This is a genomic window from Propioniciclava sinopodophylli (assembly GCF_004324755.1).
Classification (GTDB): Bacteria; Actinomycetota; Actinomycetes; order Propionibacteriales; family Propionibacteriaceae; genus Propioniciclava; species Propioniciclava sinopodophylli.
Window position 1 is genome coordinate 1 of sequence record NZ_SDMQ01000021.1, and the last position, 26,248, is coordinate 26,248.

A 26,248-nucleotide genomic window follows, 5' to 3' on the forward strand; every position below is an offset into this window, starting at 1 on the left:
CCTGAGCCACCAAAGGATGGGCTGTGACCTCCTGACCGCCGTACACCCACGAAGCAGCCTCGGCCGCGGTCACCTTCGACGACACCGCCAACAACGTCTTCATACTCGTCCCCCGTGCGGTCTCAGCAGCTTTGGCCCGATCAGCCTCGGCGATCAACACCACCCGCAAAGCCTCCACCTGGCGCCCCAGCGCGACGACCTCGCTCACCAACCCAAGCCGCGCCTCGGCGTCCAACCGACGGCGACCAGCATGGTCGATACTCGCCAGCAGCGAACGCGCACCAGCCAACGCCGTAGCGGTGGGGGTCGGCTGGTCCATGCACCCAACGCTAAACACCACCACCGACAATCAGAACAACACATTCGAACCTGTGGAGAACTCCGCGAAGTTGTCCACATTGTCCGAAACCCCTTGACACGGGGCCCTTCGGCAGCTCAGCGAGCAGGTGGGAACACCCAGACCTCGGGACGCAGCGCCGGGTCGAAGCGCGCCAGCAGCGCGTCGAGGTCGACCGGCTCGTCCGCCTCGCACAGCCCCAGCGAGTTCCCGATCAAGGACAGCACGCGCCCGGGCGTCCAACCCTGCCCCGCCAGGTCGGCCAGCGTCACCACGCCGTCGCGCTTGGCCAACCGTGCGCCGACGGCGTTGGTGACGAGACCCACGTGGGCGTACTCGGGCTCGGTCCCGCCCAAGGCGCGGGCCAGCCAGGCCTGCCGGGGAGAACTCGTGAGCAGGTCGTCGCCCCTGACCACTTGGGTGACGCCCTGCTCGAGGTCGTCCACGACGACGGCGAGGTTGTAGGCGTGCGCGCCGTCGTTGCGACGCACCACGAAGTCGTCGACCGTGCCGGTGACCTCGCCCGCCCAGCGGTCACGGACCGTGACGACGGCACCGCGGGCGTCCACGCGCAGCGCGGGTGGACGCTCGGCGCGGCGGGCGGCCCGCGCCGCTGCGGACAACTCGCGGCACGTCCCCGGATAGGGGCGGTGGCCGTCATCGTGGGGGGCCGACGCCGCCTCGGCGATCTCGCGGCGCGTGCAGTAGCACTCGTAGGTGGGCAGCCGGTTCACGGCCGCTTCGTAAAGGTCGAGCCGGCGCGACTGCCAGACGACCTCACCATCCGGCACGACGCCGATGGCGGCGAGGTCGGCGAGCTGGCGGGTGGCCACCTCGGGGGCGGCCTTCACGCGGGTGGCGTCGAGGTCCTCGACGCGGATCAGGTGCGGCACCCCGGCATGGCGGGCCGCCAGCCACGACACCACGGCCGTTCGCAGGTTGCCCACGTGCAGGTCCGACGTCGGGCTGGGCGCAAACCGTCCGGCCATGGCGTCCCCCTTTCGATCGACGCGAATCTACCGGGCCGTAACCCGCGCGCAACACGCCTTGTGGAACGCTGGTCGCATGCAACGCCGAGTCACAGCCCATCTTGAGGCGACCACCAACGGTCCCACCAGCGTCGTGCTGTCGGTCGCCGTCGCGACCACCTACGCCGACGTGGCCGAGACGCTCACCGTCACCCTGGACGGCCAGCCCCTGGCCTGGACGGAACTCGTCGAGGGAACCACGCGGCTGCACCGCATCGACGGCATCGCCTCGGGACGCCTCGTCGTCGACTACGAGGCGACCGTCGAGGGAACCGGGGAAGTCGTGGTGGCAACCGACCTCGACCCGATCACCTACACGCGCCCCTCGCGCTACGCCGACTCCGACACCCTCGCGCCCACCGCCATGGCGGCGTTCGGCGGGCTGTCCGGCAAGGACCTGCTTGACGCCGTGAGCAGCTGGGTCGGCCAGCAGCTGGAGTACGTGTCGGGCTCCAGCCGCCCGACCGACGGCGCCACCAACACCTACCTGATGCGCCAGGGCGTCTGCCGCGACTACGCCCACCTCGTGATCGCGCTGCTGCGCGCACGGGGCGTCCCGGCTCGGCTGGTCTCGGTGTACGCCCCCGGCCTCGACCCCATGGACTTCCACGCGGTCACCGAGGCGCTCGTCGACGGCCAGTGGTGTGCGGTGGACGCCACCGCGCTGGCCCCGCGCTCCACGCTGCTGCGCATCGCCACCGGCCGGGACGCCTCGGACACGAGCTTCCTGACCACGCTGTCCGGTGGGCTGGTGCTGGACAGCATCGAGGTCACCGCCGTCGTCGACCCCGAACTGCCCGGTGACGACATCGACCAGCGGGTGTCGCTGGCGTAGGGCGCTCCTCAGCGACCGGGGATGCGGGCGCTAGCCTGAGGGGCGTGTCAGCACGCAAGTCCGAACGGATCATGAACCTCACGATCTGTCTGCTCATGGCGCGCCGATTCGTGGAGCGCGAGCAGATCCGCGAGCTCGTCGAGGGCTACCGCGGGCTGTCCGATGCCGCGTTCGAACGTACCTTCGAACGCGACAAGGACGACCTGCGTGCGATGGGCGTCCCCGTCGAGACGGGCTCGAACTCCACGCTGTTCCCCGATGAGGTCGGCTACCGCATCCGCCGCCGTGACTTCGAGTTGGCCGAGATCGACTTCGACGCCGCGGAGACGGCCGCGCTCGGCGTCGCCTCCACCGTGTGGGACGACGCCCGCCTGGGCGGCGAGGCCGCCAAGGCGCTGGCCAAGCTGAGGGCGTCCGGCCTCGATCCGGATGCCGCCCGCGTGGCCGCCTTCGCGCCCACGGTGGGCGCCCGCGAGCCCGCGTTCGAGGTGCTGTGGGAGGCCGTGCTGACCTCGCGTCCCGTCGGTTTCGCGTACCGGGGCGTCGACCGCGTCGTCGAGCCGTGGCGACTCGTCAACCGCAAGGGCGCCTGGTATCTCATCGGCCTGGACCGCACGCGCGGCGAGGGCCGCTCGTTCAAGGTCTCGCGCATCGAGTCCGCCCCCACGCTCCAGGCGGGCGACGTCACCCCGCCGGCCCCCGGGGTCGTCGAGGAACACCTCGCGTCGCTCAACGCCCGCCGCGACCACGAGGCGGTCGTGGCCGTCCGCGACGGCGCCGCCCCCGACCTCGTCCGCTTCGCCGAGCCGGCGGAGGCGGAGGCGCCGCCCGGCTTCCGCGCCTGGCGGGTCCGCGTGTCGGCCGACGCCGCCGGCGAGCTGGCCTGGTACGGGGCCGACGTGGTGGTGCTGGCTCCGCCGGCGCTCGCGGACGCGGTGCGCGCCCACCTCGCGGCGGTGGCGGCATGGCGATGACCTCCGCCAGTCAGGTGCCGCGACTGCTCGCGCTGGTCCCGTACCTGCAGGCCCATCCCGACGCCGACCTGGCCCAGACGGCGTCCGTCTTCGCGGTCACGCAGAAGCAACTGGTGGCCGACCTCAAGGTGCTGTGGTTCTGCGGTCTGCCCGGGGGTGCCCCAGGGGACCTCATCGAGGTCGACATGGACGCGCTGGCGTCCGGTCGCATTCGGCTCACCAACGCCGAGTTCCTGGCCCGACCGCAGCGGTTCACCCCCGAGGAGGCCCTCAGCCTCATCGTCGCCCTGCGGGCCATCGAGGAGATGGCCGATGCCGAGCTCGGCCCGGCCGTGCGGTCGGCGCGGGCCAAGCTGGAGGCGGCGGTCGGCGCGGGGGCCGACCGGGTCGACGTCGACGTCTCCGCGGGCCACGAGGTGATCCGCGGCCGGCTCGCCGACGCGATCCTCGCCGGCACTGCGATCAGGCTCAGCTACCACGGTGCCTCGCGCGGCGTCGCCACCGAGCCCATCGTCGACCCCGCGGGGCTGGGCACCCGCGACGGGTACGGCTACCTCACCGCGTGGGCGCACGAGCGGTCGGCGTGGCGTACGTACCGCCTCGACCGGATCGTCGCCGTCGAGCCCACTGGCGAGCCGGTCGGCGACCACGGGCCGGCCCCGGCGCTGGCGTCCGGCTGGCTCGACCAGCGGCCCGACGCCGCGGAGGTCACCCTCGACCTGCGCCCGGCCGGCCACTGGATCACCGAGTACCACCCGATGGTGTCGGTCGAGCGGCTGCCCGGCGACATCGTCCGGGCCCGCCTGCTCGTCGCCGACCCCGCCTGGTTCCGCCGGCTTCTGCTGCGCCTGGGGCCTGCGGTGGCCCGGGTCGACCCGCCCGAGGCCGCGGCGTCCGCGATCGAGGCGGCCCGCGAGGCGTTGGGCCCCTGACCGCGTCTCACCTATTTCCGACCGTTGTTCCGACCTTCGGCCCATGGTCTCGCGGTTCGGCATGCTGCAAAGATCGCCCCACCCACCAAGAGCGGAAGTACCAGATGAACTACAACTGCTCCACCACGACGTTGGCAACCGGGACCATCAAGTTCCCCGGCGTATCCGAGGGGGGGTACACGTGGGTCGACACCAAGCCCTACGTCTGACCTTGGCTGGTGCAGGTGGTCTCCTGCTGGTGGGCTGCACACCGCCAGCGCCAGTACCGGGTCCCACGAGCCCTCCACCTCCCAGCACCCCTGTCCACGACGTGGCGCCACCGAAACCTGTCGATGGCGAGATCGCCCGTATCGTCTGGGATGGCACGCTCCAATCCGGTCAAGCCGTGAGCATGGATGTCTCCCCCGCGACGGCACTCGTGGCCCAGGGGGCCTGCGACGGCGGCGGCGATTTGGCCCTGTCCTACCGGGTGCTTGTGGACGGCCTGTTGACGGACTCCGGGACGATTCCCTGCTCCACGGGCACGATCTACGCGAACACGGTGCTCGGCCAGGTGAACGGACACCACTTGGTGCGTCTCGAGGTGGGCGACGAGGTGCAGAACACGCGAAGCGCGTGGGTGCGCATCATTCCGGCGACGGCGCTCTGAACTGACGAACCCCCGGAGTCGGTTGCAGTACTGTGCCTGAGGCCGATGGCGTCACCGGGCGGCGCAGGTGAGTACGTACACTGAGAGTCGGAAGTCCGACACCTAGGAGAGACAATGCCGTTCAACATGCAGGGCTGGGAGTGGGTCATCCTGATCGTCCTCGCCCTCCTGATCTTCGGCGGGACCCGCCTGGCGGGCGCCGGCAAGAACGCCGGGCGCGCCCTGCGTGAGTTCAAGGACGAGACGCGCCAGATCAAGGCCGACGAGGAGGCCGCCAACCGCGAGGCAGAGCTGCGCCGCCGCGAGTACGAGCTCGAGCAGCGCGAGCGTGGCGTGGCCGCCCACGAGGTGACCGACGCCGAACTGGTCGAGGAGCCGCGCATCGACCCGACCACCGACCAGAAGTAGGCCTCGGACGCCGTGGCCCGTCTCAGCCTCGGCTGGCTCAGACCCCCGAAGGTTCCCGCCGATGGGGTGATGTCGCTGGCCGACCACCTCCGGGAGCTTCGCTACCGGCTGATCTTCTCGGTTGTCGTGATCTTCGTGGGCATGATCGCCTGCCTGATCTTCAACAACCAGTTGTTCCAGGTTCTGCTCCGGCCGTACGAGGAGTCTCTGGAGATCCTCAAGGGGATCCGTCCGAACCTCGATGTGCAGGCCGTCTTGGGTGGCGTAACGGCCCCGCTGCTGCTCATTCTCATGATCGCGGCGCTGGGGGGCCTGGTGCTGACCAGCCCGGTCTGGCTCTACCAGGTGTGGGCCTACATCGCTCCGGCCCTGTTGGCCAAGGAGAAGAAGTACGCCTTGGTGTTCCTGCTCGCCGCTGTGCCCCTCTTCGTCGGCGGGGTCGTGCTGGGCTACTACATCATGCCGTCGGCGATCGCGATCATGCTGGCGTTCACACCCGAGAGCTTCGAGGTGTTGAACCTACTCGAGATGAACGACTTCTTCAAGATGATGATGCAGTTGATGCTCGTCTTCGGTCTGGGCTTCCTCCTCCCGGTGGTCGTGGTCACGCTGAACTTCGTCGGTGTCCTCTCTGCCAAGGCCTTGGCCGGTGCTCGCCGCTACGTATTGTTCGGGTGTGCGGTCTTCGGCGCGGCGGCGACCCCCGGCGGTGAGCCGTTCTCCATGCTGGCCCTGACCATCCCCATGATGCTGCTGTTCCTGATCGCCGAGGCGATCTGCCACGCCAACGACAAGCGCCGCGCCAAGCGCGCCGCGAAGGAACTCGACCGCGCATGAGGCACGTGGCCCTGGTGGTCAACCCGGCCGCCGGGCACGGCCGTGGACGCCGCCTCACCTCCCCGATCGAGCTGCGGCTCATGGACGCCGGCGTCCGGGTCACGCGCACCCTGGCCCGCTCGCAGGAGCACGCCTGGGAGGCCTGCTTCGAAGCCGTGAACTCGGGGGTCGACTCACTCGCCGTGGTGGGCGGCGACGGCATGGCCCACATCGGACTCAACGCCTGCGCGAACTCCGGTGTGCCGCTGGGCGTCATCCCCGCCGGCACCGGCAACGACTTCTCCCGCGGGGTCGGCAACGGCCAGACCTGGCGGCAGGCGACGGACGCCGTGGCGTCCGGCCACACCCGCACCATCGACCTGGCCGAGGTGCGCGGCGGGCTCTACCACCGCGAGGTCGAGTACGTCGGCTGCGTGGTGTCGACCGGCTTCGACGAGCGGGTGAACTCGCGGGCCAACAATGCCAAGGTCGACCTCGGCCACCTGTCCTACATCGGGGCGGTGCTCGCCGAGATGCGGGCGTTCCGGCCCCTGCACTACCGGCTCGAGCTCGACGGTGAGCGCCGCGATCTCGACGCGATCCTGATCGCCGTCATCAACAGCGGCATCTTCGGCGGCGGCATCAAGCTCGAACCGACCTACGACCTCACCGACGGGCTGCTCGACATCGTGATCGTCCACCCGGTGTCGTGGCGCGTGCTCGCCGCCTTGCTGCCCAAGATCGCCGCCGGCAAGGAGTTCGACCACCCCGCCCTGGAGCGCCTCAAGGTGCGCCGGGCGCGCGTCGACGGCGACGGCCTGTTCGGCATGGCTGACGGCGAGCCCCTCGGACGCCCACCCTTCACCATCACGGCCGCTCCAGGGGCGCTCGACATCCACGTGCTCCACCCCGCGAAGACTGGCAAGGAGGCCTGACGTGCCCACGAACCGACCCGCACCCGAGCCGGGGCCCGCGTTCGCCGAGTTCGCCGCCGCCTTCCCGTTCGCGCTCGATGACTACCAGCGCGACGGCTGCGCCCACATCGAGGCCGGCTCCGGCGTCCTCGTCGCGGCGCCGACCGGCGCGGGCAAGACGGTTGTGGGCGAGTTCGCCGTGTTCCTGGCCCTCCGTGAGGGCCGCAAGTGCTTCTACACCACGCCGATCAAGGCCCTGTCGAACCAGAAGTACCACGACCTGGCCGAGCGCTTCGGCACCCACCGCGTCGGGCTGCTGACCGGCGACACGTCGATCAACTCCGATGCTCCTGTGGTGGTGATGACCACCGAAGTGCTGCGCAACATGATCTACGCCGGCTCCTCGACTCTGCGCGGCCTGGGCTACGTCGTCATGGACGAGGTGCACTACCTCGCCGACCGCTTCCGCGGCGCGGTGTGGGAGGAGGTCATCATCGGCCTGGCCCCCTCGGTGCAGCTCGTGTCCTTGTCGGCCACCGTGTCCAACGCCGAGGAGTTCGGCGACTGGCTCGACGAGGTCCGCGGCGGGGTGGAGGTCGTGCTGAGCGAGCGGCGTCCGGTGCCGTTGTTCCAGCACGTGATGGCCGGGCGTCGCATCTACGACCTGTTCGAGGACGAGGCGCCCACGGCGTCCGAGCTGCCGGTCGGTGGCGAGGTCAACCCCGAGCTCATCCGGCTGGCCAAGGAGGAGAGCCGGTTCGTGCGCGATGACTCGCGCCGGCCGCGCGGGCGGGGCATGCGCGACCGCATCGAACGCAACGCCGCCGGCCGCGGCGACCGGGGCCCGAACCTGATCCCGCGGCGCGATGGCGCCATCGAGAAGCTGGACGCCGAGGGCCTCCTCCCCGCCATCTACTTCATCTTCTCCCGCGCCGGGTGCGACCAGGCGGTGGGGCAGTTGCTGCGCAGCGGCGTCCGGCTGACGACGGCCGCGGAGCGCACCGAACTGGACGCCCTGGCGTCCAGCGCGACGACGGGCCTGAGCCGCGACGACCTCGAGGCCCTCGACTACGCGACCTTCGCCGAGGCGCTGCGCCGGGGCATCGCCGCGCACCACGCCGGCATGCTGCCCGCGTTCAAGGAGTGCGTCGAGGCGGCCTTCGTTCGCGGGCTGGTCGAGGTCGTGTTCGCCACCGAGACGCTCGCGCTGGGCATCAACATGCCGGCCCGCTCGGTGGTGCTGGAGAAGCTCGTCAAGTACAACGGCGAGGCCCACGTCGACGTCACGCCGGGGGAGTACACCCAGCTCACCGGTCGCGCCGGACGCCGCGGCATCGACGTCGAGGGGCACGCGGTCGTCCTGTGGCAGCGCAACTTCGACCCGCGCTTCGTCGCGGGCCTGGCCTCGCGGCGCACGTACCCGCTGCGCTCGTCGTTCTCGCCGACCTACAACATGGCCGTGAACATGGTCGGACGCGTGGGGCGGGAGAAGGCGCGCGGCCTGCTGGAGCAGTCGTTCGCCCAGTTCCAGTCCGACAAGTCGGTGGTGGGGCTGGCCCGTGCGGCGGCCCGCAACACCGAGAAGATCGCCCAGCTGTGGGCCGACGCCGCCTGCGACCGGGGCGATTTCGTCGAGTACGCGCGGCTGCGCGCCGAGATCTCGCGCCTGGAGGCCGAGGCCGCGAAGTCGCGGAAGGCGGACCGGAGGGCCGAGTCGAGCTCGGGCCTGCTGGAGCTGACGCCGGGCGACATCATCGGCGTCCCGTCGGGACGGCACGAGGGCTGGGCCGTGGTGATCGACCCGGGGGTCGGCCGCGACCGCGCCAACCCGTCGCCGCTGGTGATGACCGAACAGCGCCAGATCAAGAAGCTGTCCCTGGCCGACTTCCCCTCCCCGCCGGTGGTTGCGGGGCGGATGCGCGTGCCGAAGCACTTCGACGGTGCCTCGCCCAAGGACCGACGCAACCTCGCCGCCGCGTTCCACACGAAGCTGCGCGGCCTCGACACGCGACAGTCGCGCTACCAGCCGGCCGCGATGGACGCCGAGATCGCCGACGAGGTCGCCCGCCTTCGGGACGCCCTGCGTGCCCATCCCTGTCACGGGTGCCCGGACCGCGAGGCGCATGCCCGCGCAGCCGAGAAGGCCCTGCGCCTGGAGAAGGACACCGAGGGCCTCCGCGCCCAGACCGAGCGGCGCACCAACACGATCGCGACGCGCTTCGACAAGGTGTGCGCGGTGCTGTCGGCGCTGGGCTACCTGTCCGAGGACGGCGCCAAGGTGACCGAGGCGGGGCGGATGCTGGCGCGCATCTACTCCGAGCTGGACCTGGTGACGGCCGAGGCCATCCGCGCTGGCGTGTTCGACGAACTGGACGCCGCCGAACTGGCCGCCGTGCTGTCGTCGCTGACGTACGAATCGCGCGGGGGAGGGGCATCCCGACCCTCCCGGATGCCGACGCGCTCGACGGAGATCGCCCAGACGATGGTGCGGCGCATCTGGCGCGAGGTGCGCCTGCTGGAGCGCGACCACAAGCTCGACCAGGGCCGCGACCCCGACATCGGTTTCGCCGAGGCCACCTACCGCTGGGCCAACGGCGTCGCGCTGAGCGAGATCCTCGACGAGACCGAGCTCACCGCCGGTGATTTCGTCCGGTGGATGCGCATGGTCATCGACCTCCTCGGCCAGGTCGCCGACGCCGCCGGGGACACGGTGGTCCGCGACAACGCCCGTGAGGCCGTCGACCGCCTCCGCCGCGGCGTCGTGGACGCCGCCTACCTCGAGGACGACTGACCCCCCACTCCGCCGAGAGCCCCGGTGTTGTGCGCCGAGAGCCCCGGTGTTGTGTGCCGACAGCCCCGGTTCCGTCGCCCACAGGGTTGGTCGCTACGGCCACTTTCGCCGGTCCGGCGCGCGGGTGGTTAGGGTGGCCCCATGGGCGTGGCTATTCGTGTGATCCCGTGTCTCGACGTGCACGACGGCCGGGTCGTGAAGGGCGTCAACTTCCTCAACCTCCGCGACGCCGGTGACCCGGTCGAGCTGGCCCGCCTCTACGGCGAGCAGGGCGCCGACGAGCTGACGTTCCTCGACATCTCCGCCTCTTCCCAGGGTCGGGAGACCACCTACGAGATGGTGACCCGCACCGCGGAGACGGTTTTCATCCCGCTCACCGTAGGCGGGGGCGTCCGCGGCGTCGACGACGTCGATCGGCTGCTGCGCGCGGGCGCCGACAAGGTGGGCATCAACACCGGGGCGATCACGCGACCCGAGGCGATCGACGAGATCGCGGGACGCTTCGGCAACCAAGTCGTCGTGCTCAGCCTGGACGCTCGCCGCGAGGCCGGCCAGCCGTCCGGCTTCGGCGTGACCACGCACGGCGGGCGCCAGTCCGCCGGGCTGGACGCCATCGCCTGGTGCCGCGAGGCCGTCGACCGGGGGGCGGGGGAGATCCTGCTCAACTCCATGGACCGCGACGGCACCACCGACGGCTTCGACCTGGAGATGATCGAGGCCGTCCGCTCCGTGGTTGACGTGCCTGTCATCGCCTCGGGCGGGGCCGGCACGGTCGAGCACTTCGTCGACGCGTGCCGCGCGGGGGCGGACGCCGTCCTGGCGGCCTCGGTGTTCCACTACGGCACCCTGACCGTCGCCCAGATCAAGGAAGGCCTCGCCGGGGCCGGATTCGAGGTTCGCTGATGTCCGACTGCATCTTCTGCCGCATCGTCGCTGGGGAGATCCCCAGCAGACAGGTCCACGCCGACGAGCACGCGATCGCGTTCCTCGACATGGAACCCTTCAAGACCGGCCACACGCTCGTGGTGCCGCGCGCTCACGTCACCGACGCGCTCGCGGACGCCGACGTCCTGGCCTCGATCGCCCCGGCGATCGCCGCGACCGGGAAGCTGCTCGTCGAGAAGCTCGGCGCGTCCGGCATGAACGTGCTGTCGAACGTGGGGGAGGACGCCGGGCAGTCGGTCTTCCACCTCCACGTGCACCTCGTGCCGCGCTATGCCGACGACGCAGGCATGGGTGGCCTGCTGACGCGCACGGCGTCCGGCGACCTCGACGAGGTGCATCGCCGCATCACCGGGTGAGCGTTGGGCGTCCGGATCATGGACACCAAGAGGTCGCGGTGTGAAGTGATGGACGGTTCGGGCTAAGGTGTGGCTCGTGCACATGAGCGCCCTCGTAGTTACCCCGCGCGTCGCCTGAGTCGCAGACTCAAGACGACGCGCTCCCTCGCCTGCCCGGTTTGCGGCAGCGGGGGTTTTTTGTTGCTACGCCCGCCCACCACGCACACCGACACCGAAGGGGATGATCTCATGACTGATGACCACCAGCTCAAGGAACTCACCGGGGCCCAAGCCCTCGTCGAGTCGCTCGAGCGCGTCGGTGTAGACGTCATCTTCGGCATCCCCGGCGGCGCGATCCTGCCGGCGTACGACCCGCTCGGGCAGAGCGAGCTGCTGCGCCACATCCTGGTCCGCCATGAGCAGGGCGCCGCGCACGCCGCCGAGGGCTACGCGATGGCGACCGGCCGCGTCGGCGTCTGCATGGCGACCTCCGGCCCGGGCGCGACCAACCTCGTCACCGGCATCGCGGACGCCTACCTCGACTCCGTCCCGATCGTCGCGATCACCGGGCAGGTGGCCTCGACCGCCGTCGGCACGGACGCCTTCCAGGAGGCCGACATCCGCGGCATCACGATGCCGATCACCAAGCACTCCTTCCTGGTGACGCGCGCCGAGGACATCCCGGGCGCCATCAAGGAGGCGTTCCACATCGCCGGCACCGGACGCCCCGGGCCCGTCCTGGTCGACATCACCAAGGACGCCCTGGTCAACACGGCGCCCTTCGAGTGGCCGCACGAACTCAACCTCGCCGGCTACAAGCCGACAGTGACTCCGCACTCCAAGCAGATCCGGGAGGCCGCCAAGCTCATCGCGCAGGCGTCCCGCCCCGTGCTGTACGTGGGTGGCGGCGTGGTCAAGGCCGCCGCGTACGAGGAGCTCGCCGACCTCGTCAAGATCACGCAGATCCCGTTGGTGACCACGCTGATGGCCCGCGGCGCGTTCCCCGACGAGCACGAGCTGCACATGGGCATGCCCGGCATGCACGGCACCGTGTCGGCCGTCGCGGCCCTCCAGCGCTCTGATCTCCTGATCACGCTCGGGGCCCGCTTCGACGACCGCGTCACCGGCAGGCTCGACACCTTCGCGCCGGGCGCCAAGGTCATCCACGCCGACATCGACCCGGCCGAGATCGGCAAGAACCGCACCGTCGACGTCCCGATCGTGGGCGACGTGAAGCTGACCATCGGCGAGCTCAACCAGGTGCTGCGCGGCGCCGAGCTCGGCGAGTATGCGGCGTGGCGCGCCTACCTCACCAACCTGAAGACGAAGTACGCCGTCGAGCCCGAGCCGACCAAGGGCGACCTGCTGAGCCCGGAGTACGTCATCAAGCGGATCGGCGAGCTGTCCGGCGACGCGATCTACGCCGCGGGCGTGGGCCAGCACCAGATGTGGGCGGCGCACCTGCTGCCGTTCGACAAGCCCGGACGTTGGCTCAACTCCGGCGGCGCCGGCACGATGGGCTACTGCGTCCCGGCCGCCATGGGCGCCAAGGTCGGCCAGCCGGACGCCGTGGTGTGGGGCATCGACGGGGACGGCTGCTTCCAGATGACCAACCAGGAGCTCGTCACCTGCGCGCTGAACGACATCCCGATCAAGATCGCCGTCATCAACAACGAGTCCCTCGGCATGGTGCGCCAGTGGCAGACGCTCTTCTACGGGGAGCGCTACTCCAACACCGACCTGAAGAGCTACCGCATCCCGGACTTCCCGAAGCTCGCCGAGGCGATGGGGGCCGTCGGCCTGCGCGCCGAGACGGTCGACGAGGTCGACGAGGTGATCCAGAAGGCCCTCGAGATCAACGACCGCCCGGTCGTGGTCGAGTTCATCGTCCACAAGGACGCCATGGTGTGGCCGATGGTCCCGGCCGGCACCAGCAACGACGAAATCCTGATCGCCAAGGACCTGGCGCCCGACTGGGAGGACGAGATCCTGTGAAGACCCACACCCTGAGCGTCATCGTCGAGAACAAGCCCGGCGTCCTGGCCCGCATCTCCGGCCTGTTCGCGCGGCGCGGCTACAACATCGAGAGCCTCGCCGTCGGCCCGACCGAGCGCCCCGAGATCAGCCGCATCACGCTGCAGGTCGGGGTGGACCGCCCCGAGGTCCTCGAGCAGATCACCAAGCAGCTCAACAAGCTCATCGAGGTGCTGAAGATCGTCGAGCTGGAGGAGTCGGCCGTCCGCCGCGAGCTGCTGCTGGTCAAGCTGAAGGCCGACCCGGCGTCACGCAGCCAGATCATCGAGATCGTCCAGCTGTTCCGCGGCAAGACCGTGGACGTGCACAACGACTCGCTGGTCGTCGAGGCCACCGGCAGCCCCGAGAAGCTGGAGGCGCTGCTCGAGATGCTGCGGCCCTACGGCGTCCGCGAGCTCGTCCAGTCGGGCCTCGTCGCCCTGGGCCGCGGCGCCAAGTCGCTGACCGACCGTTCCGCCAAGGTCGACCGGGCGCGCCCCGGCGTCCGGTGATGACAGACTGATCCCCAGACCGCACTGACCAACCCAGTAAGGAAGAAACCCACATGGCAGAGATGTTCTACGACGCCGACGCCGACCTGTCGATCATCCAGGGTCGCACGGTCGCCGTCATCGGCTACGGCTCCCAGGGGCACGCGCACGCGCTGAGCCTGCGCGACTCCGGCGTCGACGTCCGCGTCGGCCTGCGCGAGGGCTCGCCGTCCGCCGCCAAGGCCGAGGCCGAGGGCCTGCGCGTCGTGTCGGTCGCCGAAGCCGCAGCCGAGGCCGACCTCATCATGATCCTGGCGCCCGACCAGCACCAGCGGAAGATCTACGCCGAGGACATCGAGCCGAACCTGCAGGAGGGCGACGCGCTCTTCTTCGCGCACGGCTTCAACATCCGCTTCGGCTACATCACCCCGCCGGCCGGCGTGGACGTCTGCATGGTCGCCCCCAAGGGCCCGGGCCACCTGGTGCGGCGCGAGTACGCCGAGGGTCGTGGCGTCCCGGTAATCGTTGCCGTGGAGAAGGACGAGTCGGGGCAGGCCTGGCCGCTGGCGCTGTCCTACGCGAAGGCCATCGGCGGCCTGCGCGCCGGCGGCATCAAGACCACCTTCACCGAGGAGACCGAGACCGACCTGTTCGGCGAGCAGGCCGTGCTGTGCGGCGGGGCGTCCGCCCTCGTGCAGGCCGGCTTCGAGACCCTCGTTGAGGCGGGCTACCAGCCCGAGGTCGCCTACTTCGAGTGCCTCCACGAGCTGAAGCTGATCGTCGACCTCATGTACGAGGGCGGCATCGCCAAGCAGCGCTGGAGCGTGTCGGACACCGCCGAGTTCGGCGACTACGTGTCGGGCCCCCGCGTCATCGACGCCCGCGTCAAGGAGAACATGAAGGCCGTGCTGGCCGACGTTCAGTCCGGCGCGTTCGCGAAGCGGTTCATCGACGACCAGGAGGCCGGCGCGCCGGAGTTCAAGAAGTTCCGCGAGCAGGGCGAGCAGCACCCGATCGAGGCCACCGGCCGCGAGCTCCGCAAGCTCATGGCGTGGGTCAAGAGCCACGACGACGACTACGTCGAGGGCACCGCGGCCCGCTGACGTCCCAGGAGCGAAAGAACTCCCCACCCGCTCGGGTGGGGAGTTCTTCGCGTCGGGGTGGATCAGGCGATGGCGATCTTCTGGTTCAAGAAGATCAGGTTGGGGTTGCTCACCGTGGACTTGTTCAGCTCCCACAGCCCGCGCCAGCCGCCGGCCACGCCGTGGCGGGCGGCGAGCTTGCTGAGGGTGTCGCCGGCCTTGACGGTGATGAACTTCGTGCCGCCGGCCGGGGCCGGCTTGGTGGACGCCTTGGGCGCGGCCTTGGTGGTGGCCGGCTTCTTGGTGGACGCCTTGGGGGCCTCGGTCTTCTTGGGTGCGGTGTAGGGGACCGCGCCGCCGTTCTCGCGGGTCAGGCCGGCCTTCCTGGAGCAGACGGGCCAAGCGCCGGGGCCCTGCACCTTGAGGGTGCGCTGCGCGACGGTGATCTGCTGGGCCTTGGTGGCGAGGTGCGCGTTCGAGGCGTACTGGTGGCCGCCGAAGGCCTTCCAGGTGGACGCGCTGAACTGCAGGCCGCCGTAGTAGCCGTTACCGGTGTTGATGGACCAGTTGCCGCTGGACTCGCACTGGGCGACGGCGTCCCACACCGAGGCTGCCTGCGCGGGCGCGGCCAGAGCGACGGAGCCGCCCACCGCGATGGCCGTCGATGCTGCGATGGCGAGCATGCGCTTGGCGTTGTGCTTCATGTTCTTCCTTCTGTTTCGGGGACGTCCGGGCGGTGCCCGAACAGCCCCTCCAGCGTAAGCGGATCCTGAGAAAAAGCCAAACAAAAGGTAAGACGCTTCTCAGGGAGTTGCCATCGGTGGGCCGCGGGTCGCCGCATGGTGAGCACCGGCGGGACTTCCGGCGGCAGGCAATCCGCCCGCGGACGGATGGCCGCTCTTTCAGGCTCTGGCATGCTGGCCGAATGAACCCGACGCCCACCTCGGACGCCTGACGTGACGCGGTTCTACGAGCTCATCCAGGACGCCATCGTCAGTCATGCCGGTGAGTGGTGGACGTACGTTGTCACGGGCGTCCTGTGCTGGATCGACGGATTCTTCCCGCCGTTGCCGAGCGAGTCGATCGTCATCGCCATGTCGGCGCTGTCGAGCACCCACGGGGGCCCCGTCCTGCTGTGGATCCTGCTCCCGCTGGCCATGGCCGGCGCGTGGCTCGGCGACAACACCGCCTACTGGATCGGGCGCCGCATCCCTCTGGACAAGATCTTCCGTGGGGAGCGGGGCGGCAGGATCCTCGCGCGCGCCCACCACCTGCTGCACCACAAGGGCCCCGAGGTGCTGCTGTCGGCGCGCTTCATCCCCGGCTACCGCATCGCCATCAACATGGTCGCCGGCTACGTGCGCCTGCCGTACCGCCGCTTCATGGTGATCGACTTCTTCGCGACGTGCCTGTGGGCCGCCTTCTCCGTCGGCCTCGGGCTGGCGGCCGGGTCGGTGTTCCACGACCGCCCGCTGCTCGGCATCATCGTCGGCGTCACGCTCGGCCTGCTCGTGGGCTGGATCATCGAGCGCATCGGCAAGTGGCGCGAGTGGCGCCAGCTCAAGCGCCAGCTGGAGAACGCCGCCGAGTAGTCAGACGCGGGCTGCGATGGCATCCCCGACCTGGCTGGTCGTGCGACGGTCCGACCCGCGGGCGGCCACGTCGGCGTCCACCGCGGACTCGATGCGGGCGGCGTCCTCGCGGCGGCCGAGGTGGTCGAGCAGCAGCGCCATGGACGAGATGGTGGCCGTCGGGTCCGCGATGCCCTGGCCGGCGATGTCGGGTGCCGAGCCGTGGACGGGCTCGAACATCGACGGGAACGCGCCGGTCGGGTTGATGTTGGCGGACGCCGCGAGGCCGATCCCGCCGGTGACGGCAGCGGCGAGGTCGGTGACGATGTCGCCGAACAGGTTGTCGGTGACGATGACGTCGAAGCGCTGCGGGTCCTGGACGAGCATGATCATCGTGGCGTCGACGTGCAGGTAGTCGTTGGACACCTCGGGGAACTCGGCGGCGACGGCCTGGAAGATGCGGTTCCACAGGCCGCCGGCGTTGACCAGCACGTTGTGCTTGTGGACGAGTGTGACCTTCTTGCGGCGGCGCATCGCGCGCTCGAAGGCGTCACGGACGACGCGCTCGACGCCGCGGGCGGTGTTCACCGAGACCTCGTTCGCGACCTCGAAGGGCGTGCCGGTCTGCATCGAGCCGCCGACGCCGCAGTAGAGGCCCTCGGTGCCCTCGCGCACGACGACGAAGTCGATCGGACCGCGCTCGACGATGGCGTCCGACAGGGGGGTGACGACGCCGGGGTACAGCTTGGACGGCCGCAGGTTGACGTAGTGGTCGAAGGCGAAGCGGAGCTTGAGGAGCAGGCCGCGCTCGAGGAGGCCGGACGGGATGGCCTTCGAGCCGGGGGCCGCGCCGACGGCGCCGAGGATGATGGCGTCGACGCCCGTGAGCTCTTCGAGCACCGACTCGGGCAGCACCTCGCCCGTGCGCTGCCAGCGCTCGGCGCCCAGGTCGTAGTGCACGTAGGAGAAGGCGGACCCGCCGACCGTGGCGTCCAGCACCTTCAGGCCCTCCGCGACGACCTCGGGGCCGATGCCGTCGCCGCCGATGACGGCGATCGTGGGGGTCTTGTCAGCTGCAGCATCGCTCATGGGACGCCACCCTATTGGCGAAGCGGGCAGGCCCTTCGACAAGCTCAGGGGTCGGAAAGCCGGCTCAGGGATCGGAAGGTTCCTGAGGTGCGAGCGAAGCGAGCCTCGAAGGGCCGCCCACGCCGCACGCGGTAATGTGGCGCCCATGTCCGTTTCCTTCGACATCCAGCCCAACCCCGGCGCGCGGAGCGACGCCGAGGTCGCCGAGATCCTGGCCTCCCCGGGGTTCGGCGTGTACTTCACCGACCACATGGTGTCGATCACGTGGACGAAGGGCCAGGGCTGGCACTCGGCGACGGTGAAGCCGTACGGCCCGCTGACGCTCGACCCCAGCGCGGCCGTCCTGCACTACGGGCAGGAGATCTTCGAGGGCATGAAGGCCTACCGGCACGCCGACGGCAGCGTGCACCTGTTCCGCCCTAACATGAACGCCGCCCGCTTCAACCGCAGCGCGGCGCGGATGATGCTCCCGAACCTCCCCGAGGAGCTGTTCGTCGAGGCCGTCCGCCAGCTCGTCCAGATAGACGCCCGCTACGTGCCCGAGGCCGCCGGCGAGCACTCGCTGTACATCCGCCCGTTCATGATCGCCTCGGAGGCGTTCCTGGGCGTCCGCGCCGCCGAGGAGGTCACCTTCCTCGTCATCGCGTCCCCGGTCGGCCCGTACTTCACCGAGGGGGTCAAGGGCGTCGACATCTGGATCACCGACGAGTGGGCCCGCGCGGGCGAGGGCGGCACCGGCAACGCCAAGTGCGGCGGCAACTACGCCGCCTCGCTGATCGCCCAGTACGAGGGCTACGAGCACGGCTGCACGCAGGTCATGTTCATCGAGGCCACCGGCAAGGACCGCGTCGAGGAACTCGGCGGCATGAACGTGTTCCTGGTGAGCGCCGACAACGAGCTCGTCACCCCGGCCCTGAGCGGCACCATCCTGGACGGCATCACCCGCGACTCGATCCTCAAGGTCGGCGAGCAGCAGGGCCTCACGCCGGTGGAGCGGCGCCTGTCGGCCCAGGAGGTCCTCGACGGCATCGCCGACGGCACGTTCACCGAGGCGTTCTGCTGCGGCACCGCCGCGGTGATCAGCCCGATCGCCGGCTTCAAGTCCAAGAAGGGCGAGTGGCGCCCGCAGGGGCAGGCGTTCGAGCGGACGATCCAGATCCGTGACGGCGTCCTCGACATCCAGTACGGCCGCGCCGAGGATTCCTTCGGCTGGCTCGACAAGGTCGCGTGAGGAGTCCGATGAGCTACAGCGCACCCGCACCCGCACCCCGCGGCAGCCTTCCCCTCGGCATCGTCCTGGGCGTCATCGTCGGCGCGATCGCCGTCATGTTCGCCTGGTTCGTTTTCGTCGACGACCCCGACCGTGGCACGCCGGCCCAGACTCCGGCGACGCCCAGCGCGTCCGCCCCGGCCGAGCCGAGCGTGGAGCCGTCGCCCGAGGCTTCCCCGGAGCCGAGCGCGTCCCCGAGCGTGTCCCCGAGCGCGGACGCGACGCCGACCCCCGAGGCCACGCCGGAGCCGACCGCCAACCCGAACATCGTCACCGAGCTGCCGGTCGGCTCGTGGGTGACCGTGCTGGCCTCGCTGCCCAAGAGCGAAGTCACCGCCGAGCAGGCGGTCGAGCGCGCGCAACTCGAATCCCGCAACGGGCAGACCGCGATCGTGATCGACACCGACGCGTTCACCGGCCTCAACACGGGCTACTGGGCCGTCGTCGTCCCCGGCGCGGACAGCCGTTCGGCGGCCAACGAGGTGTGCCGCGCCCTCGGCATGGCGGTCAACGACAAGTGCTACCCGCGGGAGATCAAGGGCTGACGTGGCCCTTTCGCGTCGATCCCTCGTCGCCGCCACCGTGCTCCTGCCGGTGGCCGGTCTCGCGCTCGGCGGCACGTCCGCGCACGCGGCACCGCCCCACCCCGCCATCCGCCCGCGCGCCGACTGGGCGGAGGGCCTCGCCCCCAAGGGACCGCTCGAGCTGGAGGACGACGTCCGGTTCCTGCTCGTCCACCACACCCTCACCCCCAACACGGACACCGCCGAGCGCATCCCGGAGCGGCTACGGAGCTTCTACCGGTTCCACACCTCGGCGGAACGGGGCTGGGCCGACGTCGCGTACAACTTCTTCGTCGACCCCTACGGCACGATCTGGGAGGGCCGCGAGGGAAGCCTCGATCGTCCCGTGAAGGGGGACGCCACCGGCGGTTCCCAGGGGCACGCGCTGCTGTGCTGTTTCGTGGGCGACCACTCCACGCAGGCTCCGACCCCTGCTGCGATGGCGGCCATGACCGCCCTGCTCGCGTGGCTGGCCGGACGCCACGGGCTCACCCTGGCCGAGGAGGTCACGTTCACCTCGCGTGGGTCCTCCCGGTGGCGCGAGGGGGCCCAGGTGACCACCGCGCAGGTGGCCGCGCACCGGGACATGTCCGCGACCGAGTGCCCCGGTGACGCGCTGTACCCGCTGGTCGCCTCCCAGTTGCTCCCGGACGCCCGCGCGCTGCTCGCATCGATGCCCACGCCCTCGCCGACACCCGACGCGAACTCGACGCCCACGCCGCAGCCCACGGCGTCCCCTTTACCCTGGCCCGCCACGCCGGAGCTCTCCGACGACGTGCTCCGCGCCGTCGGCGGGGGAGCGCTCGCCGTCGGTGTTGGCGGCGTGCTCGCCGCCACATTGGGACGCCGCGGCCGCGGCCCGGTCGAGTCGGCAGGGCCGGAGGAACCTGCGGCAGGATCAGCCGGCGCCGAGCAGGGTGGCGATGATGATGGCGCCGCCGACGGCGAGGGTGCCGAGCAGGCCCAGGAGGAACCCGACCAGCGTCCGTGACGTGCCCGACTGCTGCACGTACACGGGCGCTGCGGCCTCGGCGGGGCGGACGGTCGCGCTCATCCGGTCCCGGCCCTCGGGGGCCGGTTGCTGGTGCGTCCACGGCGAGGACTCGGCGGGTGCCTGCGCCGGCAGCGGAGCCGGGGCGGGCGAGGGTGCCGGGATCGGAACCGCTTGCGTCTCGGCGGCCGCCCATGTCGGGGTGGTCTGCTCGTCGCGGTACAGGTCGAAGGGGGCGTCCACGCGCTGCTGCTGGGGCGTGGGGGGCACCGGACGGACGCGCGTGGCCTCGACGTCGTGGAGGCGGGTGTCCTCCATGACGTGCAGTTGGGTCGCGTCGGGGTCGTGCGCGGGCTCGGGGGCCCACTCGTTGAGGTCGGCCGGGGACACGGCGAACTGGTCCTGCGGCGCGAGCGGGTCACCCTCGGGGATCGGGGTCGGCTCGAGCGTCGGCTCCGCGGGGGCCTCGAAGACGGCCCCGGAGTCGGGTGCGTCGCCCTCGACGGGGGTGTCCAGGACGGCGGTCTCCTCGACCGGGTCCTGCATGGGCAGCACGGCGGTCGTCTCGACCGGCTGGGGTTCGGGCTCGGGTGCCGGGTCGGGGAAGCGGACGGCCGGGCCGGGCTCGGGTTCGGGCTCCGGCACGGGGGCGGAGGCGGTGTGCCGGTCACCCGGGCGCGCGCCGAACCAGTCGATCAGGGTGCTGCGCAACAGGGGGTCATTGACGGGCGGGACGAGGAAGGCCAGATGCTGGCCGTCACCATCCACGTCGAAGCGCGTCCACTGCTCGCCGCCGAGCGTGAGGGGGGAGAAGGTGGCCGCGCCGTCCGCGCGGGGGACCACGATAGAGTGGTCGACGCCCATCGCGTCACGCCAGAGGATGCCGGCCTGCCGGTCCTGCAGGACGAGCGCGCCGTAGTCGATCCGCTGGGCCGCGAGGCCGACGGGGATCACGAAGTGGACCGCCTGGTCGTCCGCGGTGACGCGCTGGAAACGGGAGGCGCCCCCGGCCAGCACCTGGCGCGAGAGTCGTCCGTACCGGTCGTCGAAGGGCGCCAGGTCGAGCGCGGCGACGGCCGCGCGGCTGATGCGGTCAGCGAGGTCAGGCATCGTGTCCCTTTCCGACGACTACCGAGCCAGCATAGCGACGCGGCCCTGAATGGTTCCGGGTGGCGACACCCCACAGGCCGTGGGGCGCCGCCACCCGGACGGTTCGGATCAGCGGAAGGCGGTCAGGAGAGCGCAGCGACCGCCGCGTCGTAGTCGGGCTCCTGACCGATCTCGGGGACGAGCTCGTTGTACAGGACCTTGCCGTCGGCGTCGATGACGACGACCGAGCGGGCGTTCAGGCCGGCCAGCGGGCCGTCGGTCATCTTCGTGCCGTAGTCGTCGGCGAAGGTCGAGCGGAACGTCGAGCCGACGGTCACGTTCTCGATGCCCTCGGCGCCGCAGAAGCGGGCCAGCGCGAACGGCAGGTCGGCCGAAGCGCACACGACGGTGGTGTTGTCGAGTGAGGCGGCCTTCTGGTTGAACGTGCGCACGGACGTGGCGCAGACGCCGGTGTCGATGCTCGGGAAGATGTTGAGGACGACGCGGCGGCCGGCCTGGTCGGCCAGCGTGACGTCGGACAGGTCGGAACCCGTGAGGGTGAAGTCGGGCGCCGCGGAACCCACCGCGGGGAGGTCGCCGACCGTGTTGACGGTCGATCCCTTGAACTTTGTCTCAGCCATACCGCTTTCCTACCAGCCGCGGCCAACAACCGGTAGACCTCCCGGGGTCGGGGGGGCGCTTGCGGAGTCCATTACCCGAGCCGCCCGGCGGTGCCCCGACCGCTCGGGGGATACTCGTTCATCACCACGCGACCCTCCGAAGAAGGCACCATGACGACGCTCCCCGCCGCCCACGACGTCTTCCATCTCTACGACACGACGCTGCGCGACGGCGCCCAGCAGGAGGGCCTGCGCCTCACGGTGCAGGACAAGCTGCGCATCGCGCGCCTGCTGGACGAGCTGGGCGTGGGCTTCATCGAAGGCGGCTGGCCGGGCGCGAACCCCAACGACACCGCCTTCTTCGCGGCCGCGGCTTCCGGTGAGCTGAAGCTGGAGAACGCCAAGCTGACCGCCTTCGGCTCGACCCGGCGTGTGGGCGGCAGGGCGAGCTCCGACCCGCTCACCAGGGCGCTGCTGGACGCCCAGACCGAGGTGATCTGCCTGGTCGCCAAGAGCCATGACGAGCACGTCCACCGTGCGCTGAAGACCGACCTGGCCGAGAACCTCGCCATGGTCACCGACACGGTGAAGTTCCTGACCGGCGAGGGCCGTCGTGTGTTCCTCGACTGCGAGCACTTCTTCGACGGCTACCGCGCCAACCCTGGCTACGCCCTCGCGGTCGTCAAGACCGCGGCGGACGCTGGCGCCGAGGTCGTCGTCCTGTGCGACACCAACGGCGGCATGCTGCCCGCGTGGATGGGGGAGGTCGTCTCCGCCGCGGGCGCCGTCGGGGTCGACCTGGGCATCCACTGCCACAACGACACGGGCTGCGCGGTCGCCAACACCCTTGCCGCTGTGGACGCCGGCGCCATGCACGTCCAGGGCACGATGAACGGCCACGGCGAGCGCACCGGCAACGCCGACCTCATCACCGTCGCGGCGAACCTGCAGCTGAAGTACGGGTGGCCGGTCATGCCCGCGGCGAACCTCGCACGGGCCACGTCCGTCAGCCAGGCCGTGGCTGCGATCACCCACGTCGCCCCCAACGCGCGCCAGCCCTACGTCGGCCAGTCTGCGTTCGCGCACAAGGCCGGGCTCCACGCGTCCGCCATCAGGGTCGACGCCAACCTGTACCAGCACACCGACCCGAAGCTGGTCGGCAACGACATGCGCATGCTCGTCTCCGACATGGCCGGCCGCGCCAACATCCAGATCAAGGGCGACGAGCTGGGCTTCGACCTCTCCGACCGCGACGTCGCCGCCCGGATCACCGACGTGGTCAAGCAGCGCGAGATGGACGGCTACTCCTACGAGTCGGCCGACGCGTCCTTCGAGCTTCTGGTTCGCGACGAGATCGGGCAGCTGGACAAGCAGTTCGAGGTGCTCAAGTGGCGCGTCCTCACCTCGGACGAGGTCAGCGACGAGGGCGACTCCGAGGCGACCGTGAAGGTGACGGTGGGGGAGCAGACCACCGCCCGGGTCGGCGAGGGGTTCGGGCCGCTCAACGCGCTCGACAAGGCGCTGCGCAGCGCCCTGAAGAAGAGCCACCCTCAGGTGGAGGGGTTCGAGCTGACCGACTACCGCGTCCGCATCCTCGAGTCGGCGCACGGCACGGACGCCATCACGCGCGTCCTCATCGACACCACCGACGGCCGGCGGCGCTGGACGACCGTGGGCGTGGGCACCAACGTGGTGGAGGCGTCCTGGGAGGCGTTGCACGACGCCTACCAGTGGGGCCTGATCGCCCGCTGAGCGGTGGATCGGCTGGGTAGGGTTGCAGCCATGGAGCAATCGCGGCAGCTGCGGATCGGCCACGCCGAACGCGACAGGGCCGTCGAGACGCTGCGCGAAGCGGCCGGCGACGGACGCCTCACGCTGGACGAGCTGGACGAGCGGATCACCGCCGCGCTGTCCGCCCGGACGCGGGGCGACCTGGAGCCGCTGCTGGCCGACCTCGTGCCCGCCGAGTCCATGCTCGAGGCGATCGTGCCGGTCACGGAGGGCGTCCGCATCAGGGAGCCCGGCGCCACGTGGCAGGACCCGCTCGTGCTCACCGCTCGCTGGGAGGACGTGGTGCGCGCCGGTCCCTGGGCCGTGCCCCCGTTCCTGGAACTCAACCCGGTGGCGTCCAACGTGAAGTTGAACTTCGTGGACGCCCGCGCTCCGCACGAGATCATCGACATCCACCTCATCGGGGGAGCCGGCGACGCCGTGCTGATCGTCCCCGAGGGCTGGGGCGTCGACATCCAGCGCGTGCAGAAGGGGATGGGTTCGCTGCGCAGTTCCGTCTCGCCCAAGCCGGTCGGGCGTTTCCCGCAGGTGATCGTGCGCGGCAAGACCTCGATGGGTGGGCTCAAGGTGCGCCACCCCAACCGCTTCGACACCTGGCAGCGCGACCGTCGCCTGGCCCAGGGCGGCGGGATCTACGCGAAGAACTGACGCCTGGCCGGCTGAGCGCGCCCCCGGATGGCTGAGCTTGTCGAAGCCCGAAGGCCGAATCCCACTAACCTGAGCGCATGCGCATCGCCCGATTCGTCCACAACGACACCATCGCCTACGGAACCGTCGAGCTCGACGAGGACCACGGCGAGCATCCCGGCACCATCCAGTTGCTCAACGGCGACCCGCTGGTCGCGGCGGTGCAGTACACCGGCGAGCGTCTCCTGCTGGATGAAGTGCGCCTCGTCGCGCCGGTGATCCCGCGCAGCAAGGTCGTCGCGGTCGGGCGCAACTACGCCGCCCACGCCGCCGAGATGGGCAACGACGTGCCGGCCGAGCCGATGGTGTTCCTCAAGCCGAACACGGCCGTGATCGGGTCGGGCGAGCCGATCATCTACCCGCAGCAGACCAACGCGGTCGACCACGAGGCCGAGCTGGCAGTCGTCATCGGGCGCATCTGCAAGGACGTCCCGGTGGAGCGGGTGCCCGAGGTCGTCTTCGGCTACACGTGCGGCAACGACGTCAGCGCCCGCGATCTGCAGAAGAGCGACGGCCAGTGGGGCCGCGCGAAGGGGTTCGACACATTCTGCCCGCTGGGCCCGTGGGTCGTCACCCACCTCAGCATCGCGGAGGCGTCCGACCTGCAGATTCGCTCCACCGTCACCCGCGACGGCCGGACCATCGAGCGGCAGAGCTCCACGACCGCGCACATGGTGCACGGCATCGCCGAGCTCGTCTCGTTCGTGTCGTCGTTCACGACCCTGCTGCCGGGCGACGTGATCCTGACCGGCACCCCTGAGGGCGTGGGCCGCATCGAGCCGGGCGACACCGTGCACGTCGAGATCGAGGGCATCGGCACGCTGAGTAACCCGGTCGTCGCCACGGATGGCTGACAGCAAGCGCCGACGGATCGCTGGGCCGGCGGAAGCCTCCTTCACCGCCCGTCACGCCACCGAGAAGGTCCCGGTCGGCGTCGACTACACCCAGGTGTTGCGGACGCCGAACGCGTCGCCCGCGGCGTCCCTCATGGGCGTCATGCTCGGGGTGCTGACGTTCATGGTGCTGACCCCGTTGGTGTCGCAGGCGATGGCCGCGCTCTACTGGCTGGCCACCGGCCGGCCGGGGGAGTTCACCGACACCTACCGCTCGCTGGTCGCTTACGAGGTGCCGTTCGGGCTCGTCGTCGGGCACGCGGGGCTGGCGATGCTCATCCCGATCTCAATCGTGCTGGTGCTGCTGATCCACCGCGTCCGGCCCGGCTACCTGTCGTCCGTGTTGGGGCACATCCGTTGGCGGTGGTTCTTCCTGACGCTCGTGCTGGGGTTCGCGGCGCTGTGGCTGGTGCTGCTGGTGCAGAACCTGACGATGCCGGGCGGGCCCAACTGGGCGATCACGCCGCAGGCAGGGGCGTTGTGGTTCATCCTCGTGATGCTGGTCACCACGCCGATCCAGGCGGCGGCGGAGGAGTACTTCTTCCGCGGCTACCTGATGCAGTCGCTGGGGTCGCTGGTCGCTTCGCCATGGTTCGGCATCGTCGTGTCGGCCGCGGTGTTCACGCTGTTCCACGCGTCGACCAACCTCGCCCTCGTGCTGGACCGCTTCGCCTTCGGCGTCCTCGCCGGCTGGCTCGTGGTCCGCACGGGCGGCCTCGAGGCGGCCATCGGTGCGCACATCGCCAACAACGTCAGCGCCTTCGGCCTGGCCGCCCTGACCAGTTCGATGGCCGAGGTCAAGGCCATCACCGAGGTCACATGGGCTGCCGCCGCCTGGGACGTCGGGCGTTTCGCCTTCTTCGTCCTCCTGATCTGGCTGCTGGCCCGCGGCTATCGCCCAGCGACGGTCACGCTCGGTTTGAGCCGGACGCCCACCCTCGGGTAAGGTTGTCACTCGCTGGCCTTCGGGCCAGCGTTTCCACGGAGGAGGCAGGAGCGATCCTGGCAAGACCGAGGAACCAAAGGGGTATGGGGTAATTGGCAGCCCGCCGGATTCTGGTTCCGTTAGTCTAGGTTCGAGTCCTAGTACCCCTGCTGGAAGGCGATTTTTCCAGTGGGTCCACCCTCTGGTAA

Annotated in this window: 27 protein-coding genes and 1 tRNA gene; 22 read left to right on the top strand and 6 right to left on the bottom strand. The window is 70.5% G+C overall.

Features of this window, described 5'->3' with window-relative positions; translation table 11 throughout:
- Both ET989_RS14050 and gluQRS read right to left on the bottom strand, forming a co-directional pair.
- On the bottom strand, positions 1-319 hold a 319-nt coding region (locus ET989_RS14050), incomplete at its 3' end, for a hypothetical protein (RefSeq protein ID WP_131170068.1).
- Between the two features lie 116 nt (positions 320-435).
- Entirely contained in the window at positions 436-1,326 is an 891-nt protein-coding gene (gene gluQRS / locus ET989_RS14055; RefSeq protein WP_131170070.1) for a tRNA glutamyl-Q(34) synthetase GluQRS, read from the bottom strand.
- Between the two features lie 76 nt (positions 1,327-1,402).
- Here gluQRS and ET989_RS14060 point away from each other — a divergent pair, with 76 nt between their 5' ends.
- From ET989_RS14060 to ilvC, 13 genes are all read left to right on the top strand, one after another.
- Positions 1,403-2,200 (top strand): transglutaminase-like domain-containing protein, encoded by a 798-nt coding sequence (locus ET989_RS14060; RefSeq protein WP_131170072.1) that lies wholly within the window; start codon positions 1,403-1,405, stop codon positions 2,198-2,200.
- Positions 2,201-2,244: 44 nt separating this feature from the next.
- A complete protein-coding gene (locus ET989_RS14065; RefSeq protein ID WP_131170074.1) occupies positions 2,245-3,174 on the top strand; it encodes a helix-turn-helix transcriptional regulator in 930 nt (309 codons plus the stop codon).
- Positions 3,171-4,106 carry a helix-turn-helix transcriptional regulator gene (locus ET989_RS14070; protein ID WP_165490198.1) on the top strand — a complete coding sequence of 312 codons (936 nt, stop codon included), beginning with the start codon at positions 3,171-3,173 and terminating at the stop codon, positions 4,104-4,106. Before ET989_RS14065 ends, ET989_RS14070 begins: the two co-directional genes overlap by 4 nt.
- A 310-nt stretch (positions 4,107-4,416) precedes the next feature.
- A complete protein-coding gene (locus ET989_RS14075) occupies positions 4,417-4,755 on the top strand; it encodes a hypothetical protein (RefSeq protein WP_131170079.1) in 339 nt (112 codons plus the stop codon).
- 114 nt (positions 4,756-4,869) lie between these two features.
- A complete protein-coding gene (locus tag ET989_RS15850) occupies positions 4,870-5,163 on the top strand; it encodes a Sec-independent protein translocase subunit TatA/TatB (protein WP_131170081.1) in 294 nt (97 codons plus the stop codon).
- A gap of 12 nt (positions 5,164-5,175) precedes the next feature.
- The gene (gene tatC, locus ET989_RS14085) at positions 5,176-6,000 is read left to right on the top strand and encodes a twin-arginine translocase subunit TatC (RefSeq protein WP_206662387.1); all 825 of its coding nucleotides are present in this window, start codon (positions 5,176-5,178) and stop codon (positions 5,998-6,000) included.
- Positions 5,997-6,914, top strand: coding sequence for a diacylglycerol/lipid kinase family protein (locus tag ET989_RS14090; RefSeq protein WP_131170083.1), 918 nt, complete (start codon positions 5,997-5,999; stop codon positions 6,912-6,914). Before tatC ends, ET989_RS14090 begins: the two co-directional genes overlap by 4 nt.
- A 1-nt stretch (position 6,915) precedes the next feature.
- Entirely contained in the window at positions 6,916-9,684 is a 2,769-nt protein-coding gene (locus tag ET989_RS14095) for a DEAD/DEAH box helicase (protein ID WP_180320794.1), read from the top strand.
- Between the two features lie 141 nt (positions 9,685-9,825).
- Entirely contained in the window at positions 9,826-10,587 is a 762-nt protein-coding gene (gene hisF / locus ET989_RS14100) for an imidazole glycerol phosphate synthase subunit HisF (RefSeq protein WP_131170087.1), read from the top strand.
- Positions 10,587-10,985 carry an HIT family protein gene (locus tag ET989_RS14105; RefSeq protein WP_131170089.1) on the top strand — a complete coding sequence of 133 codons (399 nt, stop codon included), beginning with the start codon at positions 10,587-10,589 and terminating at the stop codon, positions 10,983-10,985. Before hisF ends, ET989_RS14105 begins: the two co-directional genes overlap by 1 nt.
- 228 nt (positions 10,986-11,213) lie before the next feature.
- The gene (locus tag ET989_RS14110) at positions 11,214-12,959 is read left to right on the top strand and encodes an acetolactate synthase large subunit (RefSeq protein WP_131170091.1); all 1,746 of its coding nucleotides are present in this window, start codon (positions 11,214-11,216) and stop codon (positions 12,957-12,959) included.
- Complete coding sequence (ilvN, locus tag ET989_RS14115) at positions 12,956-13,489, top strand: acetolactate synthase small subunit (RefSeq protein ID WP_131170093.1); 534 nt, start codon at positions 12,956-12,958, stop codon at positions 13,487-13,489. Before ET989_RS14110 ends, ilvN begins: the two co-directional genes overlap by 4 nt.
- A gap of 53 nt (positions 13,490-13,542) precedes the next feature.
- Positions 13,543-14,571, top strand: a complete 1,029-nt coding sequence (gene ilvC, locus ET989_RS14120; protein WP_131170095.1) for a ketol-acid reductoisomerase — start codon at positions 13,543-13,545, stop codon at positions 14,569-14,571.
- Between the two features lie 62 nt (positions 14,572-14,633).
- Here ilvC and ET989_RS15855 read toward each other — a convergent pair whose 3' ends face one another.
- Positions 14,634-15,254, bottom strand: coding sequence for a LysM peptidoglycan-binding domain-containing protein (locus tag ET989_RS15855; RefSeq protein ID WP_131170097.1), 621 nt, complete (start codon positions 15,252-15,254; stop codon positions 14,634-14,636).
- 252 nt (positions 15,255-15,506) lie between these two features.
- Between ET989_RS15855 and ET989_RS14130 the strand changes: the two genes are divergently transcribed.
- Positions 15,507-16,142 carry a DedA family protein gene (locus tag ET989_RS14130; RefSeq protein WP_131170100.1) on the top strand — a complete coding sequence of 212 codons (636 nt, stop codon included), beginning with the start codon at positions 15,507-15,509 and terminating at the stop codon, positions 16,140-16,142.
- Here the strand turns inward: ET989_RS14130 and ET989_RS14135 are convergent, their stop codons facing one another.
- Positions 16,143-17,210 (bottom strand): 3-isopropylmalate dehydrogenase, encoded by a 1,068-nt coding sequence (locus ET989_RS14135; protein WP_131170102.1) that lies wholly within the window; start codon positions 17,208-17,210, stop codon positions 16,143-16,145.
- A gap of 145 nt (positions 17,211-17,355) precedes the next feature.
- On the opposite strand from ET989_RS14135, the gene ET989_RS14140 reads away from it, so the two are divergent.
- From ET989_RS14140 to ET989_RS14150, 3 genes are read left to right on the top strand one after another with little or no spacing between them, the layout of a single operon-like run.
- Positions 17,356-18,441 carry a branched-chain amino acid aminotransferase gene (locus ET989_RS14140; RefSeq protein ID WP_131170103.1) on the top strand — a complete coding sequence of 362 codons (1,086 nt, stop codon included), beginning with the start codon at positions 17,356-17,358 and terminating at the stop codon, positions 18,439-18,441.
- Between the two features lie 8 nt (positions 18,442-18,449).
- The gene (locus ET989_RS14145) at positions 18,450-19,025 is read left to right on the top strand and encodes a hypothetical protein (RefSeq protein WP_131170105.1); all 576 of its coding nucleotides are present in this window, start codon (positions 18,450-18,452) and stop codon (positions 19,023-19,025) included.
- A gap of 1 nt (position 19,026) precedes the next feature.
- A complete protein-coding gene (locus ET989_RS14150) occupies positions 19,027-20,034 on the top strand; it encodes an N-acetylmuramoyl-L-alanine amidase (protein ID WP_131170107.1) in 1,008 nt (335 codons plus the stop codon).
- On the opposite strand, the gene ET989_RS14155 is transcribed toward ET989_RS14150, so the two are convergent.
- Both ET989_RS14155 and tpx read right to left on the bottom strand, forming a co-directional pair.
- Positions 19,942-21,144, bottom strand: a complete 1,203-nt coding sequence (locus tag ET989_RS14155) for a hypothetical protein (RefSeq protein ID WP_131170109.1) — start codon at positions 21,142-21,144, stop codon at positions 19,942-19,944. The genes ET989_RS14150 and ET989_RS14155 overlap by 93 nt on opposite strands.
- 122 nt (positions 21,145-21,266) lie before the next feature.
- Positions 21,267-21,764, bottom strand: coding sequence for a thiol peroxidase (tpx, locus tag ET989_RS14160; RefSeq protein WP_131170111.1), 498 nt, complete (start codon positions 21,762-21,764; stop codon positions 21,267-21,269).
- A gap of 150 nt (positions 21,765-21,914) precedes the next feature.
- On the opposite strand from tpx, the gene cimA reads away from it, so the two are divergent.
- The 5 genes from cimA (at position 21,915) to ET989_RS14185 (ending at position 26,209) form a co-directional block, all read left to right on the top strand.
- Complete coding sequence (cimA, locus tag ET989_RS14165; protein ID WP_165490199.1) at positions 21,915-23,495, top strand: citramalate synthase; 1,581 nt, start codon at positions 21,915-21,917, stop codon at positions 23,493-23,495.
- A 30-nt stretch (positions 23,496-23,525) separates the two neighbouring features.
- Positions 23,526-24,182 carry a DUF1707 SHOCT-like domain-containing protein gene (locus ET989_RS14170; protein ID WP_131170113.1) on the top strand — a complete coding sequence of 219 codons (657 nt, stop codon included), beginning with the start codon at positions 23,526-23,528 and terminating at the stop codon, positions 24,180-24,182.
- Positions 24,183-24,259: 77 nt separating this feature from the next.
- Entirely contained in the window at positions 24,260-25,075 is an 816-nt protein-coding gene (locus ET989_RS14175) for a fumarylacetoacetate hydrolase family protein (protein ID WP_131170114.1), read from the top strand.
- Complete coding sequence (locus ET989_RS14180; RefSeq protein ID WP_131170117.1) at positions 25,068-26,060, top strand: CPBP family intramembrane glutamic endopeptidase; 993 nt, start codon at positions 25,068-25,070, stop codon at positions 26,058-26,060. The genes ET989_RS14175 and ET989_RS14180 overlap by 8 nt, the downstream gene beginning before the upstream one ends.
- 77 nt (positions 26,061-26,137) lie before the next feature.
- Positions 26,138-26,209: transfer RNA gene (locus tag ET989_RS14185), tRNA-Gln, on the top strand.
- The last annotated feature ends 39 nt before the right edge of the window (positions 26,210-26,248 follow it).

Coding starts and splice junctions, on each gene's coding strand:
- gluQRS (WP_131170070.1), bottom strand. CDS start 1,326: ATGGCCGGACGGTTTGCGCCCAGCCCGACGTCGGACCTGCACGTGGGC.
- ET989_RS14060 (WP_131170072.1), top strand. CDS start 1,403: ATGCAACGCCGAGTCACAGCCCATCTTGAGGCGACCACCAACGGTCCC.
- ET989_RS14070 (WP_165490198.1), top strand. CDS start 3,171: ATGACCTCCGCCAGTCAGGTGCCGCGACTGCTCGCGCTGGTCCCGTAC.
- ET989_RS15850 (WP_131170081.1), top strand. CDS start 4,870: ATGCCGTTCAACATGCAGGGCTGGGAGTGGGTCATCCTGATCGTCCTC.
- ET989_RS14090 (WP_131170083.1), top strand. CDS start 5,997: ATGAGGCACGTGGCCCTGGTGGTCAACCCGGCCGCCGGGCACGGCCGT.
- hisF (WP_131170087.1), top strand. CDS start 9,826: ATGGGCGTGGCTATTCGTGTGATCCCGTGTCTCGACGTGCACGACGGC.
- ET989_RS14105 (WP_131170089.1), top strand. CDS start 10,587: ATGTCCGACTGCATCTTCTGCCGCATCGTCGCTGGGGAGATCCCCAGC.
- ET989_RS14110 (WP_131170091.1), top strand. CDS start 11,214: ATGACTGATGACCACCAGCTCAAGGAACTCACCGGGGCCCAAGCCCTC.
- ilvC (WP_131170095.1), top strand. CDS start 13,543: ATGGCAGAGATGTTCTACGACGCCGACGCCGACCTGTCGATCATCCAG.
- ET989_RS15855 (WP_131170097.1), bottom strand. CDS start 15,254: ATGAAGCACAACGCCAAGCGCATGCTCGCCATCGCAGCATCGACGGCC.
- ET989_RS14135 (WP_131170102.1), bottom strand. CDS start 17,210: ATGAGCGATGCTGCAGCTGACAAGACCCCCACGATCGCCGTCATCGGC.
- ET989_RS14140 (WP_131170103.1), top strand. CDS start 17,356: ATGTCCGTTTCCTTCGACATCCAGCCCAACCCCGGCGCGCGGAGCGAC.
- ET989_RS14145 (WP_131170105.1), top strand. CDS start 18,450: ATGAGCTACAGCGCACCCGCACCCGCACCCCGCGGCAGCCTTCCCCTC.
- ET989_RS14155 (WP_131170109.1), bottom strand. CDS start 21,144: ATGCCTGACCTCGCTGACCGCATCAGCCGCGCGGCCGTCGCCGCGCTC.
- tpx (WP_131170111.1), bottom strand. CDS start 21,764: ATGGCTGAGACAAAGTTCAAGGGATCGACCGTCAACACGGTCGGCGAC.
- cimA (WP_165490199.1), top strand. CDS start 21,915: ATGACGACGCTCCCCGCCGCCCACGACGTCTTCCATCTCTACGACACG.
- ET989_RS14170 (WP_131170113.1), top strand. CDS start 23,526: ATGGAGCAATCGCGGCAGCTGCGGATCGGCCACGCCGAACGCGACAGG.
- ET989_RS14175 (WP_131170114.1), top strand. CDS start 24,260: ATGCGCATCGCCCGATTCGTCCACAACGACACCATCGCCTACGGAACC.
- ET989_RS14180 (WP_131170117.1), top strand. CDS start 25,068: ATGGCTGACAGCAAGCGCCGACGGATCGCTGGGCCGGCGGAAGCCTCC.